Genomic DNA, 16,673 nt, shown 5'->3' with positions numbered 1-16,673 from the left:
CGGGCGGCACCGCTACCGTGGGGCGGTGAGCGACCCCACCTGGGCGACGGTCCGCGCCGCCCGTGCCTGGCTGGACCGGGCGAACGGAACCGACCGGGCCGAGCTGACCTGCCGGATCCTCAAGGTCACCGAGGAGGCCGGCGAGGCGGCCGGGGCCTGGATCGGGCTGACCGGCCAGAATCCGCGCAAGGGCGTCACGCACAGCCTCGACGACGTGGCCGCCGAGCTGGCCGACGTCGCGCTCAGCGCCCTGGTCGCCATCGAGAGCCTGGACCTCGACGCCCGGCAGGTGCTGGACGCCCGGGCCGCCCGGGTGCGGGACCGGCTCCGGGAGACGTCCGGGCGCGGTGCCGGGTCGGGGCCGTCGGCGGTTTCGGGCTGAGCGGACGGATTGTCCGACATCGGGGTCCGGGACGACGACATGCTTCCCTGGTCGGTCCGCCGCGCGACCCGACGCCGGCGGGCCGCCCTCCGCCGACGTGGCGGCGGACCGGTGGAGGGTCGGCCACCGGCGTGACGTCGTCGGCCGACCCCGGACAGGCCCCGGGGCGGGTGCCCGCAGCCCGACCGTCACCTTCCCCCGTAGTTGACGGCCGGCCCAGCCCGCCCCGGTGCCGATCCCTCCGCCACCTGCGGTTCTCCGCCGGGTACGCCGAGCACGGCACCGGCCGGCCCGGACCTTCGATCGAGATCCGCGCCCGGTAGCCGCCTTCCCGGGTGACGCCCCGGCACCCCGCCCGCCGAATCGGACATCCCCGTTCCGGTCGATGTCCGGGTGCCCGGTCCGACGGTTCGGCAACCGGATCGGACCGGGGCTGCCGGGCGTTCGCGGAGCGCGGACGATAACCGGGAGGTCAAGGTTTGGTTATTGAGGATATCCAGCAGGTCCGTCCGTGCTATACCGTGATTGGGTGAGAGTCGAGCGGCACTGGTGGAACGGCGATCGGGGTCCGCGCGCACGGCGCGACGTCTACATTCGTACGGATGGGCAGCGATGGGAAGTCGAGGCCCAGGTCGGGGGCGCCCAAGGGCGCTCGAAGGTGCAGCAGTGCCCCGGTGAGGCGTCCGCGCGCATCCTCGCGGACGCCTGGCTAGGTGGGCGCCCGGGCTGGCGAGAGATGGTGCTCTGAGCCGACCGCCGTCCGGCTGGTCGCGCAGAGCGTCTCGCGGCTCGATATCTTCCCAGATTCGAGAGGTGGGCCCACGTCGACGGGTGAGAGTCACCTGTCGACGTGGAGTTGCGTGTCCGGCCGGCCGGCGTGAGGTTCCGTTACCGGAACCGGTCGCGGTGGCCAAGCCACTTTCCGCGATCTGCCAAAGGAATCGCACCCCGTTACCCCACTCGGTTGCGTCGAGTTACCATTTAAGCACTCATGGTGATCAATGTCTTGACGACGATCAGCGGGGTGAGGGTTCGTGGCGCGGGACCTTGACGGGCGATCGGGTGGCACAGGGCGGCGGATCGGGGATCTCGACCGCAGCCTGCTGCTGCACTGCCGGACCAGCCAGGTCACCCTGGCGGCCGAGGTGGCCGACCGGAGTGGCGGCGGCCTGGTCGTCACCGCCGACCGGGGCAACCTGCGCGGTTGCCTGGGCCGGGCACGGCACCTGCGGGAGGTCGACCACTACCGCCGTCCCGTGCTGCTCGACGCGGCCCGGTACGCCGGCGACGGCCGGTTGCCCGCCGCCGCGCCCTTCGACCCGCGCTGGATCGACTGCCAGCGGGAACTCGGGCTTCCGGTACTCACCGACTCCGGTTACCTGGACCGGGACGACAGCGCCGGCCTGGCCGGGATCCTCGAACGGGCCGCCCGGCTCGGTGACGCCATCGCGCTGCTGCCGATGCACCCGTCCTGGCTCGCCGACCGGATCGCCCGGCAGACCCTGCTCCGCTACGTGGCGGCGGTCGGCGTACCGGTGGCGGTCGTGGTGGAGGAGTCGGCGAACCCGTTCACCCCGGCCAGTACGGTGCGCGGGCTGCTCCAGTTGCTCGGCTGCGGGGTGCCGGTGCTGGTGCTCCGGGCCGACCTGCCGGTGCTCGGGGTGCTCTGCTCCGGGGCGACCGCGGTGGCGATCGGCACCGAACCCGCGCTGCGCCGGCTCGATCCGCGCCGGCCCGCCGGCTCCGGCCCACCCACCGGGGTGCCCCGGCCGTCGGCGGTGGTCCGGCAGTGCCTGTCGTACGCGCCGCTGCCGGAGATCGAGGCCACCATGCGCCGCCACCCCGACAACGGGATGTGGCACTGCGACTGCGCCACCTGTGCCGGCCGGGGCCTGGGCTGGCTGCTGGACAGGCCGGACGGCGAGCGGAGCCGTACCGCCTTCCGGCACTCCGTCGACGTCCTGCTCGACCTGCGCGCCGAGCTGACCGGGCCGGCCAATCAGCTCAACGAGTGGAGCTGGCGGGCCCGCTGTGTCGCCGCCGCGTCCCGGCGGCGCGAGGTGGGCTGGGACCTGCTGCCGATGTTGAACCACTGGCAGCAGGCGATCGCACCGCCGAGCACCTCCCGACTGCCCGCACCGGCAGGGCGCCGGCCCGGCGGGTCGACCCGGTTCTCCCGGGCGACGACCCCCCGATCAGCGGCCTGACCTGCGGAAATCTCCCCGACGGTGGACCGTCTGGACATTCGGTGGCGCCGGGCGTCCGGAGTCAGGCCAGCGCCATCCGGGCCCAGCGGCTCGGGCTCAGCGTGAGCACCCGGAACGGGCAGTGCCGGTCGGTGAGCAGCGTGTACGCCTCGATCGCCCGCTCGGCCGCGTCCTGCGCCTGCTCGGCCGGGGTCATCCCCCGGCCCCGGTTGCGGAACAGCGCGCCGTAGAAGGCGGAGCAGAAGACGCCGCTCTCGTGCCAGCCGATCTGTGCCGAGGTGCCGATGTAGGTGACCTCGTCCTGGAGGCAGTCCCGGACCGCCTTCTGCCAGGCGCCGGTGCCGGTGCGGCAGCCGTCGGCGAGGATCGCGTGCGCCGAGATGCCCCGCCCCCGGGCGGCCGCCTCCTCGCCCAGCGCCTCCAGCGAGATCTTCGTCCGGCCGTCGCTGCTGGCAAAGGTCGGGGTACTGCTGTGGTCGCCGTGCGCCATCACGTGCAGTACGTCGCAGGAGGCGGTGAAGGCGGTCAGCACCGTGTCCGGGTCGCGGGAGCGGACGAAGTCGATGTCGACGATCGGCTGCTGGTGCTCGGCGTTGATGTTCTGCAAGGTGGACTGCACGAACGTCATCGCCGCGTCGAACGACGAGTCGAGTCCGATGTCGAGCAGACTCACCCGCTTCGCCCTCATCGCCATGGCGAACCTCCCCCGGATGCGATCAACACGCTACCCCTGCCGCGCCAGCCCCGCCGGCCGGGCGGCGACGCACCGAACCGGCCGGCGGCCCGGGTCAGTCGACCAGGGCCGCGTAGACGAGCTGACGCAGTTCGGCCCGGAGCGGATAGGTGCTGGAGGGGACGAGCTGGGTGAAGAGCAGCGCGGTGACCTCGTCGACCGGGTCGACCCAGAACGCCGTACTCGCCATGCCGCCCCAGTAGTACTCGCCCGCGTTGCTCGGGGTGCGGCTCGGCACCGGATCGAGTACCACCGCGAAGCCGAGCCCGAAGCCGATCCCGTCGAAGGACGTCTCGGCGAAGCCGCCGGTGGAGAGCCGCCCCAGGTCCTGCCCCTCCGGCAGGTGGTTGCGGGTCATGAACCGGACCGTACGCGGCGCGAGCAGGCGTACCCCGTCCAGCTCGCCGCCGCGCAGCAGGAACTGGGTGAACCGGTGGTAGTCGGCCGCCGTGGAGAGCAGCCCACCACCGCCGGAGAGCAGCGGTGGCTTCTTGAGCGCCAGCGCGCCGACCTGGTCGTACCGGATCGCCTGGCCGGTGCCGGGGTGCGCGGCGTAGCAGGCGGCCAGCCGGTCCGCGTCGGCGCCCTCGGCCCACCAGCCGGTGTCGGTCATGCCCAGCGGGCCGAGGATGCGGTCGGTGAAGAAGGCGTCCAGCGACTGGCCGGAGACCACCTCGACCAGCCGGCCGAGCACGTCGGTGCCGACCGAGTAGCCCCAGGCCGTGCCGGGCTGGAAGAGCAGCGGCAGCCGGGCCAGGCCCTCGGTGGCGCTGGCCAGGTCGAAGCCCGGCGGGGGATAGAGGTCGAATCCGGCGGCCCGGTAGAGCCCGTCGACCACCGAGGTCTGTAGGAAGCCGTAGGTCAGCCCGGCGGTGTGGGTGAGCAGGTGCCAGACCCGGATCGGCTCGACCGCCGGCACCGTGTAGGGCTTCAGCGCGGACCCCCGGTCGTAGACCCGGACGTCGGCGAACTCCGGCAGCCAGCGGCTGATCTCGTCGGTGAGCTGGAGCCGGCCCTCCTCCCAGAGGATCATCGCGGCGACCGAGGTGACCGGCTTGGTCATCGAGTAGATCCGCCAGAGGGTGTCGGACTCGACCGGCAGCCCCGCCTCGCGGTCCCGCATCCCGTAGGTCGAAGAGTGCGCGATCTCGCCCCGCCGGGTCACCACGATCTGCCAGCCGGCCAACTGCCCCGCGTCGACGTACCGGGCGAAGTGCTCGTCGACTCGGGCCAGCCTCGTCGGGTCGAAGCCGACCTGGTCAGGGTCGACGCTGCGCTGGAGGCTCATTCGCCGAACCATACTGCCGCCCCGGAAAGGGCGGCAACGACCGTCGGCCGTCGGTCCCGGCACACCCCCGCACCCGGGCCGGTACGTCCGGCCACCGGGTCAGCCGGGCCCCACCGGCCGACCGGCCGACCCGTCCGGGTGCGCTCCGGGCGGCCGCGTCCGGCGCCAGTACTGCCGCTTGCCCTCGTCCCGGACCACCACGCCGAGCCGGGTCAGCTCGACCCGCAACTCGGCCACATCCGCCTTGTCGCCGCTGTCCAACGCCCGCTGCCGCGCCTTGAGCAGCGAGTTCGCTCCGGCAGGAAGCTCCGGGTCGGCATCGGCCCAGCGCCGGAACTCCGCCCGGTACGGGTCGCCGTCGGGGTACCAGCGGTAGCCGTGCGCCTCGAAGGCGGCCCGGAGCCGGTCGGCCGAGAGGTCCGACGACTCCCGGGCGAGTTCCTCGGCGGCGGGCCCGAGCAGGACGAGCCGCTTCCCCTCCCGGAACGCCCCGGTGATCTCGGCCCGGCCGACCCGCCGGGTGGCGGTGCCCCGGACCAGCGTCACCCCGTCCCGGGCGACGGTGACGGTCAGCCGCTCGGCGGCGGCGATCCCGGCCACCAGCAGTCCGCCCAGGGTGCCGAGGAGCAGCGCGCCGCCGGTGGCCCAGGGCTCGTCGACCGCGTCGATCAGCATGAACGGGCCGCGCATCGGCATCCAGCGCAGCGACGCCACCCAGCCCGCCGACGCCTGTACCAGCCAGAGCAGGGCGGCGCCGAGCGGCGGGAAGAGGATCCAGACCAGCGCCACCAGGCTGGCCGGCTCGGCCACCACGATCGGCTCGCCGGGCAGGGACGCCCGGGTACGGTCCGGCGGGGTCGCCTCGGCGGTCACCTCAGGACACCTCCCGGCGTACCGTCCGGACCAGCCCGGCGAGCAGCGGCAGCAGCACCCAGACCGCGACCGAGACGCCGAGCCGGGCCCACTGCCCGCCGTCCAGGTGTCCGGGGTCCGGCGGCTCGACCAGGGCGGCCGTGGTGAGCCCGGTGTCCAGCCACTCGGCGGCGGAGCGCAGCCGCTCGATCATCCCGCCGAGCATGGACCAGGCGATCGGGAGCACCAGGGAGAGCACGATCGCCAGCGGAGTGCTCTGGAGCAGCAGGCCGAACGCGATGCCGAGCAGCACGTTGACCGTCTGGAAGACCGCCGCGCCGACGAACGCCGACAGGTCGGTGGACCAGGAGCCGCCGTCGCCGGTCAGCCCGGCGATCACGGTACCGAGGGCCGCCGTCGCCAGGCTGGCCAGTACGGAGATCAGCGCCGCGACCACCCCGGCGCCGAGCTTGGCGACGACCACCCGGTGCCGCTGCGGCACCAGCGCGAAGGTGGTCAGCACGGTGCGCTGGGAGAACTCGGTGGTCACCAGCAGGATGCCGAGGATCGGCAGCAGGACGCCGACCGGGATCTGGGAGAGCGCGAAGAAGTACTCGAACCGCTGGTCGGGGTCGGGAGCGGTGAAGAGCAGCACGGCCACGATGATCGCCGCGATCAGGCCGATGGTGATCAGCAGCCAGTAGCCGGCCCGGGTGTCGGCGAGTTTGCGCAGCTCGACCAGGGTCAACCGGAGCAGCGTCGGCCGGCCGACGCTGTCGTACCCGCCGGGTCGGTCCGCCGGGCCGGCGGACCTGGTGTCGGTGCGCCCAGTGGTGTCGGTGGTCATTTCACGGCCTCCCGGACGGAGTCGCCAGCGGTCAGGGTCAGGAAGATCTGCTCCAGGCCGGCGCTCTCGGCCGGCCGGAGTTCCAGCAGCGCCACGCCGGAGTCGGCGGCGGCCTGCCCGACGGCGCCGGGGTCGGCCCCGACCAGCAGCCCGCCGTCGGTGCCGGACCGCACCGGCAGCCCGGCCCGGTCCAGGGCGGCGCGCAGCGCCTCCGGGTCTCGGGCCCGGACCAGCGCGCCCGCGTCGGCCAGCAGTTCGTCCTTGCTGCCCTGCGCCACGACCCGGCCGCCGCCGATCACCACCAGCCGGTCGGCCACCGCCTCGACCTCGCGGAGCAGGTGCGAGGAGAGCAGCACGGTTCCGCCCCGGTCGGCGAAGTCGCGCAGCAGGCCGCGCATCCAGAAGATCCCCTCCGGGTCGAGGCCGTTCGCCGGCTCGTCCAGGATCAGCACCCGGGGGTCGCCGAGCAGCGCCTGCGCCAGGCCGAGCCGCTGACGCATCCCCAACGAGTACGCCCGGACCCGCCGCCGGGCGGCGACCGCGTTCAACCCGACCTGGTCGAGGCACTCGTCGACCCGGCGCCGGGAGACCCCGATGGTGCGGGCCGAGAGGATCAGCGTCTCCAGCCCGGTCCGGCCCGGGTGCTGGGCACCGGCGTCGAGCAACAGCCCGACCCGGCGCCCCGGGTTCGGCAGCCGGCGGTAGTCGACCGACTCGACGGTGGCGGTGCCGGCACTCGGCGGGGTGAAACCGCAGATCATCCGCATCGTGGTGGACTTGCCGGCACCGTTCGGGCCGAGGAACCCGGTCACCGTGCCCGGTTCGCACCGGAACGAGACGTCGTCGACGACGGTGTGCCGGCCGTACCGTTTCGTCAGGTGTTCGACACTGATCATGCGGTCGAGCCTGCCGGGTCCGGCCGGCCGGGCGCTGCGGCCCGGAGTCCATCCCCGGCGACCTTCGGCTACTTCCGGACGTCGACTTTGGTTGGTGTCCGGTCCCGGCGCCGGTTCGTACAGTTGGCTGATGACTGGTGTGGCGGCTCGGCCCGAGCATCCCTGGCTGCTGCCGGCCACCCTGACCGCCGACCCGGCCACCGGCCGGCGCCGCCCGCGCCGGTCGACCCGGGACTGGGTCGTCGACACGCTCTGCTTCCTGATCGCCTCCGGCTACGCGTTCGCCGCCTTCTGGGACGTGATGCGACCGCAGCCGGCCCTGGTGGCGGACCGGGCCGACTCGCGGCTCGCGGTCGCGATCGACGCGGTACTGACCATCGCGCTCTGCCTGGCGCTCTGGGTACGCCGCCGCTGGCCGGTCGCGCTGGCCGCCGCCGCCCTGCCGGTGGCGCTCTTCTCCACCCCGTCCGGGATCGCCATCCTGATCATCCTGCTGACCCTGGTGGTGCACCGGCCGCTCTCGGTGGCCGGCCCGCTGCTGGTGGCACACCTCGGGGCCGCGGTGCTCTACGAGTACCGCAATCCCGACCCGTCCGACGGGCCGTGGGTGGGGATGGTGCTCAGCGTGGTCCTGACCGCCTCGGTGCTGGCCTGGGGGATGTTCATCCGGGCCCGGCGGCAGCTCGTGCTCTCCTGGCGGGACCGGGCGTACCGGGCCGAGGCGGAACAGCGGTTGCGGGTCGAGGCGGCCCGGCGGCTGGAGCGGACCCGGATCGCGGGCGAGATGCACGACGTACTCGCGCACCGGATCTCGCTGCTCAGCCTGCACGCCGGGGCGCTGGAGTTCCGCCCCGACGCGCCGCCGGAGGAGATCGCCCGGGCGGCCGGGGTGATCCGGACCAGTGCGCACCAGGCGTTGCAGGACCTGCGCGAGGTGATCAGTGTGCTCCGGGAGGACCCGCCGGAGGGCGGGACGGAGCAGGTGGGCGGGGCGGAGCAGGTGGGCGGAGCTGAGCAGGTGCTCGGGGCGGAGCAGGTGGTCGGGGGAGAGCGGGAGCGGGCGGTCGAGCCGGCGCCGATCTCCGGCGGCTGGGGGTCCGGACCGAAGGCGTACCCACCGGATCCGCCGTACCCGCCGGTGCCGGTGACCGGGCGGTCGGGGCCGCCGCCGGTCGGGCCGGACCGGGCACCCGAGCGGCCGCAGCCGACCCTGGACGACCTGCCGGCGCTGGTGGCCGAGTCCCGGGAGGCGGGGATGCGGGTGGACCTGCGTACCGAGTTGACCTCGACGGAGACCGCGCCGGCCGGGGTCGGGCGGGGGGCGTACCGGATCGTGCAGGAGGGGCTGACCAACGCCCGCAAGCACGCCCCGGGGGCGAGTGTGCTGGTGACCGCGCGGGGACGGCCGGGGCTGGGGCTCAGCGTCGAGGTACGCAATCCGTGGCCGGTCGGCCAGTCGGCCCTGCCGCTGATCCCGGGTACCGGCACCGGGCTGGTCGGACTCGGCGAACGTACCGCGCTGCTCGGCGGGTGGCTGGAGCACGGGCGTACCGACTCGGGTGACTTCCGGCTGGCGGCCTGGCTACCGTGGCCGGCGTGAGCGGGCAGGAGGTTGCCGGGCCGGTACGGGTGCTGATCGTCGACGACGACGCGCTGGTCCGGGCCGGGCTGTCGATGATCCTCGGCGGGGTGCCGGAGCTGCGGGTGGTCGGCGAGGTGGCCGACGGCAGCGGGGTGCTGGCGGCGGTCGCCGCACACCGCCCCGACGTGGTGCTGATGGACATCCGGATGCCCCGGATGGACGGGCTGGCCGCCACCGAGGCGCTGCGCCGGCTGCCGCAGCCGCCGGAGGTGCTGGTGCTGACCACCTTCGACGTCGACGAGTACGTGCTGCGGGCGCTGCGGGCCGGGGCCAGCGGCTTCCTGCTCAAGGACACCCCGCCGGCCGAGATCGTCGCGGCGATCGGCCGGGTCGCGGCCGGCGAGGCGACGCTCTCCCCGACGGTCACCCGAAAGCTGATCGCACACGTGACCGGCGCGGGTACGACCGCCCGGCGCGACGCAGACCTGCGGCGGGAGCGCGCGGTACGGCTGCTCGACGCGCTCAGCGCCCGGGAGCGGGAGGTCGCGGTCGCGATCGGCCGGGGCTGGTCCAACGCCGAGATCTCCGCCGCGCTCTTCATGAGCGTCGCGACCGTGAAGGCGTACGTCTCCCGGCTGCTGACCAAGCTGGAGTTGACCAACCGGGTCCAGGTGGCCCTGCTCGTGCACGACGCCGAGCTGGTCTGACTGTGCGGGCGACGGGTCAGCGGTCCCGTGGGCGCAGCGGCTCCAGGCCGCTGGTGTCGACCACCGGGCCGGTCTCGCGCATCCGCTCGGCGACCTGGTGCCACCGCCCCGCCTGGCGGGTGCAGATGCTCTGCGCCTCGTCACCGCGCAGCGGCTCGCCCCGGTAGTCCAGCTCGGCCAGCCGGCGCCGGGCGCGCAGGCTGCCGTCCCCGGCGTGCTCGGCGACGGTCTGGTAGATGGCGTTGAGCCGGCGGTCCACCAGCGCGATGTTGTGCCGGGCCAGCCGCTCGATGTTCTCCTCGGTCCGGCTGCCGTCCCCGACCAGCCGGTCGGCCCCGGCCAGGCAGAGGTCGTCGTAGCGCGGAATCGCCGGCGGGAACCGGGCCTCGGCGAGCCGGATCGGGTCGACCGCCTCGCGCAGCAGCCGGATGAACTCGGCCCGGTCCCGCCAGTACCGGGCGTGGTCCAGGGCGATCCGGCAGAGCGTGTCCCAGGTCTCCGCGTCCAGGTCGAGCCAGCGGATCAGCTGGTGCGGGTCGGCGGTCCGGGGTGGCAGGGCCCGGTCGTGCCAGGTCTGTTCGAGGAGTACGGCACCCTGCCGGAGCAACTCCTTGGCGTACGCCGACATCCGGGAGTTGATCACCTTGTCCGGGCGCGGCAGCACCACCTTGAGGCTCGGGTACACCTCCTCCTCGAAGTACCCGAAGTCCTGCAACCGGCGCAGCGGCGCGAGATCGGGCTCGCTGCTCAGGATCCACCGCCGCAGCCGGTCGGCGGCGACCCCGCTCTCGGCGCAGGCCAGCGCGGCCCGGAGCTGCTCCACGGCCTTCGCCACCAGCGGCGCCACCGGTGGCGGCAGCGGGTGCGGGGTCGGGGTCGGCTCCGGGGCCGCCGGACCGGCCGGAGCGAGCGGCGGGGTGGCCGGCCGGCGGTGCCAGCGGGGCGGGTACGCCAGCGGCAGCGCGTCGGCGATCAGCCGGCGGCCCCGCCACAGCGCCCGGCCGGCCGCCGAGAGGTACGCCGGGGCGGACCGCTCCAACTCCGGGAAGTACCCCTTGAGCGCGAAGGCGTAGGTGCAGGCCGCGTTGTAGAAGTCGAACGACCGCAGCGGGCGCCTCGGCCACCGGCGGCGCTGGGCCCGCCGGATGGCCCGGTCCAGCAGTACCCCGCCGCACGGCCACTCCCGGCTCAGCGCCCGGGCCCGGGTGCGCGGGCCGCGCCGCCACCAGCCGGCGAGGCAGCCCCCGTCGTCGAAGGGTCCGACCGGTTCGGGCGGCTCCCCGCCGTCGGCGGACGGCCCGTCGATTCCGGGCGCGGCGGGTTGGTGCGCCGGCCCGTCGATCCCGGACGTGCCGGGCCGGTGCACCGGCTGCCAGCCGGTGGCGGCCCAGTCGTGCCACGCCCGGGCCAGCCGCAGCGGCGCCCAGACGTCCCGGAGCAGCAGCAGCGCCGAGTGGGTCACCTCGGAGCGGCTGGCCCGGACGAACCAGGCGAGCACGGTGTCCTCGCGCAGCCGGTACAGCTCCTGGGCGGCGGCGATCTGGAACACCACCCGGGTCGCCTCGGGAAACTCCCGCAGCACCCGGCGCAGCCACTCCTTGGCGGCCGGCTCTCCGGGCGCGTCGGCGAAGGTCACCACCACCGGCCAGTACCGGTCGACGAACGCCTTCTCCAGGCGTTGTCGCATCTGCCGGCGTACCTTCTCCCGGTCGCCGATCCCGTCCTGCTTGAACCACTGGTGCACGGTCCGCTCGGTGTAGGCGAGGGTGCAGGCGTACTGGTAGCGCAGCTTGATCGAATCCGGGCGGCGGCGCAGGTGGCGCAGCGTACCGAGCAGGTGCCGGGGCAGGTCGCGGAGCCGGTCGGCGCGGGTGGTCCAGATGTGGTCGTCGTACCAGCCGCCCTGCTCGCGCAGCACCAGTGCCGACTGGTACGTGTCGAGCGCGTCCAGGAAGAGTCCCATCTCCTCCTGCACGCTGGCCACCATCACCCGCAGGTCGGCGTTGAACGGGTCGAGCCCGAGCGCCACGCCGTAGTAGCGGAGCGCCTCGTCGAACTGCCGCCGGTCCTGCAACTCCTTGCCCTTGTTGTAGGCGGCGAAGAGCGCCGCCGGCAGTTCCCGACCGCACCAGTTGCGCCACGGGGCGGCCCGGCCGAGCCGGGTCACCGGCAGGATCGTGGCCAGCACCCAGTACGCGGTCCGCCGGGTCGCCTCCTCCCAGGTGCCGCCCCACTGGGTGGTCATCGCGCTGCGGCCGCCGCCGAGGAACGAGGTGACGGTGGCGCAGACGCCGTAGCAGGGCTCCTGGGCGCGTACCTGCAACACCCCGGTCACCCGGTAGCCGATCTTCGGCCAGAGCCGGGGCAGCATCTGGAGCAGCATGACCAGCGGGTTGCCGCTGCGCGGGTCGACCCCGCTGGCCACGTCGAGGAAGGTCTCCGGCGGCGGGTCGGCGGGTCCGGCGTACGGCGGATAGATGTGCGTCTCGGAGAGCCGCTGGCAGAACTGGCTCTTCAGGTCGTCGACCGGGGCGCTGCGGTCCGGGGTGGCGTCGGTGAACTCGTGCACGTCGACCGGTCCGGGCCGGTAGGCGAGCCGGACCCGGCGGCGGTGCCGCCAGGCGGCGAAGCAGACCACGGCCAGCACGAGCAGTCCGAGCCGGTGCCGCATCGGGTGCGGCCCGTCGCCGCCGATGGTGATCGCGAGACCGTCGAGCGGGCTGAGTAGCCAGGTGTCGGGGCGACCGGCCCGCAGGTGCGTCCGGCCGATCCAGACCAGCGCGGCGAGCAGGGCTCCGGTGCTGAGGAGTTGCCAGCCGAGGGCCCGCCCGGGCCGGGGCATCGGCAGCGCGGCGGGCGCGGCCCGGGATTCTCTGCCGATCCGCCGGGGCGCTGGCTGCTCCCACTGCTCGGACCGCTGGATACCGTGCGACGTTCTTTTTGCTCGATGAGGCATCTCGGCCACCGATGGTTCTCGGTTCGGTCCCCTTTCGTGACGAATCCGCACCTCCAGGCTAGAGATCGTGGTAACGGCTGCGGCCCGGAATGCCCGTTCTCGCCTGCCTCGTTGGGGTGCTGCCGTCCCTGCCGTACCAGTGGTTCCGTCGCCGACCCGGCGTCCCTCCGACGGGGGAGGCCGGCCCGTCGGGTGGGGGATCCGGCCGGGACCGGCGGCGGCGAGGCTGGGGACATGACCGGGGAGCGGCACGGAATCGACGTACGGGCACGGCGACGGCGGGGCTGGCCGGGCCGGACCGCGCCGGCCTGGGCACCGTGCGCGGTGCTGCTCTGGGCGATCGGGTACGGGGGGTTGCGGGTCCACTGGGCGTCGGGTGACGCGCCGGAGTTCCCGCCGCTGGGCACCGATCTCTTCCCGGTCGCCGGCTGGGGCGCGGTCGCCCTGGTCGGCGCGGCGGCACCGCTGGCGGTCGCGCTCCATCGGGCGGACCGCTGGCGGTGGCCGCTGGCCGGGGCGGGCTGGGGGGTGAGCGCGGCGCTGGTGACGCTCTGCCCGCTGCTCCTGCTGGACGTCGTCGCCGTGCTCATCCCCGGGCTGGGTCTCACCGTCGACCCGGCCGGGATCGCCGGCCGGCTCGGCTGCCTGACCGGCGGGGTGCTGCTGGCGGTCGCCACCAACGGGTACCGGCGACGGGTCCGGGGCGACCGCCCGCTCTTCGGCGGCCGCATCGCCGGTACGCCCCGGTGGGCCTTCGCGGCGGCGTATCTGGCGGTGGCCGGGTGCCTGGCCCGGCTCGCCGCGCAGTACGCCGCCGGGACGGCGGAGATCCCGTTCGCCGACGGGCCGGCCGTACTCGCCTTCGAGGTCGGGTTCCTGCTCGCCGGAGTACTGCTGCCGCTGGCTCTGGCGCACTCCTGGGGGCGGGTCTTCCCGCGCTGGGTGCCGCTGCGGGGCGGGCGGCCGGTGCCCCGCTGGCTGCTGCTCGGCCCGGGCTTCGGGCTCGGCCTGCTGCTGGTCGTCTACTTCGGCGTCGGCACCGGACAGTTGGCGGTGGAGACCGTGACCGGGAGCTGGGATCCGGGCGTCGGGACGTACCCGCTCTGGTTCTTCTGGGTCTCGATGCCGGCGTACCTGCTCTGGGGGCTGGGGCTGACGGTGGCGGCGCTGGCGTACTCGCGGCAGACCCGACGGTGACGGCCGACCGACCGTGGATCCGCGGATACCGACGGTGGCTGTCGTAGCCGTGGTGCAGGATCGGCGATGTCCGGCATCCGCCGGCCGTCCGCGTCAGGAGGGGCAGCATGACCAGCGGAAACCCCACACCCGAGATCATCCGGCGATACTTCGAGTACGCCTCACGACCGGACACCGAGGCGTACCTCGGGCTGTTCGCGGAGGACGCCGTGGTCGAGGACGAGGGGCAGACCTACCACGGCGTCGCCGAGATCCGCCGCTGGCGCGCTGCGGTGCCGCTGGTCAGCTACGAGATCACCGACGTCGCGCAGACGCCGGCCGGGACGGTGGTGACCGCCACCATCACCGGCGACTTCCCGGGCAGCCCCTTCGCCGGGCTCCGCTTCCGCTTCGAGGAGTACGACGACACGGCGATCCGGCGGCTCCGCATCGCCCCCTGATCCGGGGCTGTGCCTCGTGGCTGTGCCTCCTGCTGGTTAGGCCTCCTCGTGCAGCGCGGACCGGCCCTGCCGGGGCACCCTGCGTACCGCGCCGACCGCCTCGGCGAGGTCGTCCACGGCCCGCCAGACGGCGGGGTCGACCCAGTACCCGGAGTGCCGGGCCGCCGCCGGGGCCGGCTGCCCGTGCACGTACCAGTTGCTGACCGGGTCGGGCAGCTCCACGTCGACCTCGGCCGGTGGCCGTCCGGCGGTGAAGATCCGGCCGCCGATGTAGTCGGTCCGGTAGTAGAAGTTCCGCCAGGCGTGCAGGGCCACCCCGGGAGCGCCGCCGGTCGGGGCGAGCCGGCCCAGCACCCGTTCGCCGAAATAGGCGGGGAAGGCCCAGCCGTAGAGTGTGGACAGTGGCGAGCCGAAGGTGACCAGGGCGACCACGTCGTCGTCCGGCCGGTTGTCCCGCTGTAGCAGTGCGGCGGCGGCCAGTACGGTGCCCTGGCTGTGCGCGGCCAGCACCACCCGCCCGCCGCTGTCGTGGATCCGCCACAGCCGCTGCTGCAACTCCGGAACGGCCCGCTCGGCGTACGACGGCGGCGCCAGCGGGTGGTAGGCGCGCGGCCAGAAGGTGAGCACGTCCCAGAGCACCCCGATCCGGCGCCGGCTGTGCAGGTCCCGCCAGCCCCGGCGGAGTACCAGGATGATCAGGACGGGGATGCCGGCCGCCAGGTAGCTGCCGAGGGTGAACGTCCACTGTGTCCCCCAGGGCAGCTTGCCGAAGACCCAGTACCGCACCTGGAGCACGACCAGCAGGACCGTGCCGATCGCCGCGATGGCGGTGAGCAGCTTGTCGACGTCGTGCGGCATCCGGGCGAACCGGCGGGCCCGGGCGATCCGCGCCTCCCAGCCCCGGCCGAGCATCGCCTGCCAGAGCCGGACGGTGCGCTGCCGCCGGCGGGCCTCGTCGGTGAGGGAGCTGCGCTGCCAGCGCGGCTCGGTCCGCGGCCGGGGCGAGTGCTCCCGGTACCACGCCCGGATCCGTTCCCGCTCGGCCCGGTCCGCCCCGGCCCGCCAGTAGCTGACCAGCTCGTAGGCGGCGAAGAGCAGGATCAGCGCCAGCGGGAAGAGGGTCAGGTAGTGGACCAGCCGGCCGAGGACCGGATAGAGATACAACTCGACCCGCTCGGGCGGCGCGTCCGGCAGGTGCACCCGGGTCGACACCTCGGCGGTGACGGCGGCGATCCGGGTCATCAGGCTGATCAGCACCACGTTGAGCGCGAAGACGCTGAGGGTGAGCGCGACGAACGGGCCGAAGATCACGAAGGTGCCCCGGCGCCAGCCGCCGGGCAGCACCGCCGCGAGCACCAGCAGCAGGGTGCCGAGTACCCCGCCGAGGGTCAGTCCGGCCACCGCGCGCATGCCGGGCAGGTAGCCGAACGACTGCGGGTACGCCGGCTGCACGGCGGCGAACCAGCCGGCGCAGCAGACCGCCGAACCGGCCGCACCGAGCAGTACCGCCGCGACGGGTGCCGGGCAGCGTTGCGCGGCCACGAAGACCAGCGCACCGACCAGGACGAGTACGGCGAGTGCCAGCGCCACCCGGGCCAGCACCGGGGCGTGTACCGGCGCCCCGGCCAGCCGCGCCGTCTCCCGTACGGTGTGCCCGAGCACCAGCGCGACGAAGGCGAGCCCGGCGGCGATGTGCAGGTAGCCCTGTTCCAGTGCGCCGCGCCGGCCGTCCCAGAAGCCCGGATCGCCCAGCCCGATCCCGCAGCGCGCCGCACCCCGGACCTTCGGCCCCGGTTCGGCGGTCGACGGTCCGGCCGTCGCCCCCTCGCTGCTGGCCGGGCCGGTGGCGGGCGCACCGGGGCTGGCCGCCTCGTAGCGGCTGATCGTGCGTAACGCGAGAACCGCCAGCAGGACCACCATGGCGAGCGGCACCAGGGCGCCGGCCAGGATCCGCCGGGCCGGGTGACCGGCGAGCAGCGGGTCGTGCAGCAGGCGTACCGGCCAGGCGTCGTCGGCGCAGCCGGACTGCCCGCCGCACTGGTAGCCGAGCAGTTCCATCCCGGTCATCGCGGCGACGAGCAGCAGGTTGAGGGTCAGGCCGAGGGCCGCCCAGCGGACCGCGGCCCGGTGCAGCCGGAACAGCGCCGGCCGGCGGTGGGTCTGCGGGCTGCACATCCAGCCGGCCACGTTCGCCAGCGCGAACGGGAAGAGCAGCAGCCAGAGCACCCGGGCACCGCTGCGCGAGGTCATCCCACCCCAGGAGTACGCCTCGACGTGCCGGCCGGGCAGGTCGGCGGTGCGGTAGAAGCCGGCGATCCGGTCGCCGGAGACGTGCTGCGGCGCCGCGTCGGCGAGCAGGTCTTCCGGCGTGGTCCCGCCCACCCCGTGCAACCGGAGTTCGGTGATCCCCGTCAGGTCGGCGGCCGGCGGGACGAGCCCGGACGGACGCGGGATCGGGGACGTGTCGTAGCGCTGCAGCGGCATGGCGTACCACCTGGGTTTCTAGGGTCCGCGGCAGGTGGTGCGCCCGCTCGCCGGCCTGGCCGGCGAACCTCGGGGCACCCGGAACGGGAACGGAACCTGACA

At 74.3% G+C, this 16,673-nt stretch carries 13 protein-coding genes; 6 read left to right on the top strand and 7 right to left on the bottom strand.

The window, feature by feature from the left end; genetic code table 11:
* Nucleotides 1-25: 25 nt before the first annotated feature.
* A complete protein-coding gene (locus C6361_RS13335; RefSeq protein ID WP_107258147.1) occupies nt 26-382 on the top strand; it encodes a MazG-like family protein in 357 nt (118 codons plus the stop codon).
* Nucleotides 383-1,416: 1,034 nt separating this feature from the next.
* Nucleotides 1,417-2,589, top strand: a complete 1,173-nt coding sequence (locus C6361_RS13325; protein WP_107267942.1) for a hypothetical protein — start codon at nt 1,417-1,419, stop codon at nt 2,587-2,589.
* A 61-nt stretch (nt 2,590-2,650) separates the two neighbouring features.
* Here C6361_RS13325 and C6361_RS13320 read toward each other — a convergent pair whose 3' ends face one another.
* The 5 genes from C6361_RS13320 to C6361_RS13300 all read right to left on the bottom strand — a co-directional run bounded on the left by C6361_RS13320 (nt 2,651) and on the right by C6361_RS13300 (nt 7,205).
* Nucleotides 2,651-3,283: a hypothetical protein gene (locus C6361_RS13320; protein WP_234359474.1), complete on the bottom strand. Its 633-nt coding sequence runs from the start codon at nt 3,281-3,283 to the stop codon at nt 2,651-2,653.
* Nucleotides 3,284-3,377: 94 nt separating this feature from the next.
* Nucleotides 3,378-4,610, bottom strand: coding sequence for a serine hydrolase (locus C6361_RS13315; protein ID WP_107267941.1), 1,233 nt, complete (start codon nt 4,608-4,610; stop codon nt 3,378-3,380).
* A 99-nt stretch (nt 4,611-4,709) separates the two neighbouring features.
* Nucleotides 4,710-5,483 carry a hypothetical protein gene (locus C6361_RS13310; RefSeq protein ID WP_234359473.1) on the bottom strand — a complete coding sequence of 258 codons (774 nt, stop codon included), beginning with the start codon at nt 5,481-5,483 and terminating at the stop codon, nt 4,710-4,712.
* Between the two features lies 1 nt (nt 5,484).
* Nucleotides 5,485-6,309: an ABC transporter permease gene (locus C6361_RS13305; protein ID WP_107267940.1), complete on the bottom strand. Its 825-nt coding sequence runs from the start codon at nt 6,307-6,309 to the stop codon at nt 5,485-5,487.
* Nucleotides 6,306-7,205 (bottom strand): ABC transporter ATP-binding protein, encoded by a 900-nt coding sequence (locus tag C6361_RS13300; RefSeq protein ID WP_107258152.1) that lies wholly within the window; start codon nt 7,203-7,205, stop codon nt 6,306-6,308. Before C6361_RS13300 ends, C6361_RS13305 begins: the two co-directional genes overlap by 4 nt.
* 130 nt (nt 7,206-7,335) lie before the next feature.
* Between C6361_RS13300 and C6361_RS38150 the strand changes: the two genes are divergently transcribed.
* Both C6361_RS38150 and C6361_RS13290 read left to right on the top strand, forming a co-directional pair.
* On the top strand, nt 7,336-8,805 hold the full coding sequence (locus tag C6361_RS38150) for a sensor histidine kinase (RefSeq protein WP_234359472.1): 1,470 nt from the start codon (nt 7,336-7,338) through the stop codon (nt 8,803-8,805).
* Nucleotides 8,784-9,494 carry a response regulator gene (locus C6361_RS13290; protein WP_369931426.1) on the top strand — a complete coding sequence of 237 codons (711 nt, stop codon included), beginning with the start codon at nt 8,784-8,786 and terminating at the stop codon, nt 9,492-9,494. Before C6361_RS38150 ends, C6361_RS13290 begins: the two co-directional genes overlap by 22 nt.
* Before the next feature lie 16 nt (nt 9,495-9,510).
* Here the strand turns inward: C6361_RS13290 and C6361_RS13285 are convergent, their stop codons facing one another.
* Nucleotides 9,511-12,336, bottom strand: a complete 2,826-nt coding sequence (locus C6361_RS13285; protein WP_107267939.1) for a tetratricopeptide repeat protein — start codon at nt 12,334-12,336, stop codon at nt 9,511-9,513.
* Between the two features lie 348 nt (nt 12,337-12,684).
* On the opposite strand from C6361_RS13285, the gene C6361_RS13280 reads away from it, so the two are divergent.
* Both C6361_RS13280 and C6361_RS13275 read left to right on the top strand, forming a co-directional pair.
* The gene (locus C6361_RS13280) at nt 12,685-13,647 is read left to right on the top strand and encodes a hypothetical protein (RefSeq protein WP_159079311.1); all 963 of its coding nucleotides are present in this window, start codon (nt 12,685-12,687) and stop codon (nt 13,645-13,647) included.
* 107 nt (nt 13,648-13,754) lie between these two features.
* Complete coding sequence (locus C6361_RS13275; RefSeq protein ID WP_107267937.1) at nt 13,755-14,087, top strand: nuclear transport factor 2 family protein; 333 nt, start codon at nt 13,755-13,757, stop codon at nt 14,085-14,087.
* Between the two features lie 36 nt (nt 14,088-14,123).
* On the opposite strand, the gene C6361_RS13270 is transcribed toward C6361_RS13275, so the two are convergent.
* Nucleotides 14,124-16,571 (bottom strand): hypothetical protein, encoded by a 2,448-nt coding sequence (locus C6361_RS13270; RefSeq protein WP_107267936.1) that lies wholly within the window; start codon nt 16,569-16,571, stop codon nt 14,124-14,126.
* Nucleotides 16,572-16,673 lie beyond the last annotated feature (102 nt).

Source organism: Plantactinospora sp. BC1 (assembly GCF_003030345.1).
Lineage (GTDB): Bacteria > Actinomycetota > Actinomycetes > Mycobacteriales > Micromonosporaceae > Plantactinospora.
This window is presented reverse-complemented; position numbering and strand designations above follow the sequence as displayed.

Coding starts and splice junctions, on each gene's coding strand:
- C6361_RS13320 (WP_234359474.1), bottom strand. CDS start 3,283: ATGGCGATGAGGGCGAAGCGGGTGAGTCTGCTCGACATCGGACTCGAC.
- C6361_RS13315 (WP_107267941.1), bottom strand. CDS start 4,610: ATGAGCCTCCAGCGCAGCGTCGACCCTGACCAGGTCGGCTTCGACCCG.
- C6361_RS13305 (WP_107267940.1), bottom strand. CDS start 6,309: ATGACCACCGACACCACTGGGCGCACCGACACCAGGTCCGCCGGCCCG.
- C6361_RS13300 (WP_107258152.1), bottom strand. CDS start 7,205: ATGATCAGTGTCGAACACCTGACGAAACGGTACGGCCGGCACACCGTC.
- C6361_RS38150 (WP_234359472.1), top strand. CDS start 7,336: ATGACTGGTGTGGCGGCTCGGCCCGAGCATCCCTGGCTGCTGCCGGCC.
- C6361_RS13285 (WP_107267939.1), bottom strand. CDS start 12,336: ATGCCCCGGCCCGGGCGGGCCCTCGGCTGGCAACTCCTCAGCACCGGA.
- C6361_RS13280 (WP_159079311.1), top strand. CDS start 12,685: ATGACCGGGGAGCGGCACGGAATCGACGTACGGGCACGGCGACGGCGG.
- C6361_RS13275 (WP_107267937.1), top strand. CDS start 13,755: ATGACCAGCGGAAACCCCACACCCGAGATCATCCGGCGATACTTCGAG.
- C6361_RS13270 (WP_107267936.1), bottom strand. CDS start 16,571: ATGCCGCTGCAGCGCTACGACACGTCCCCGATCCCGCGTCCGTCCGGG.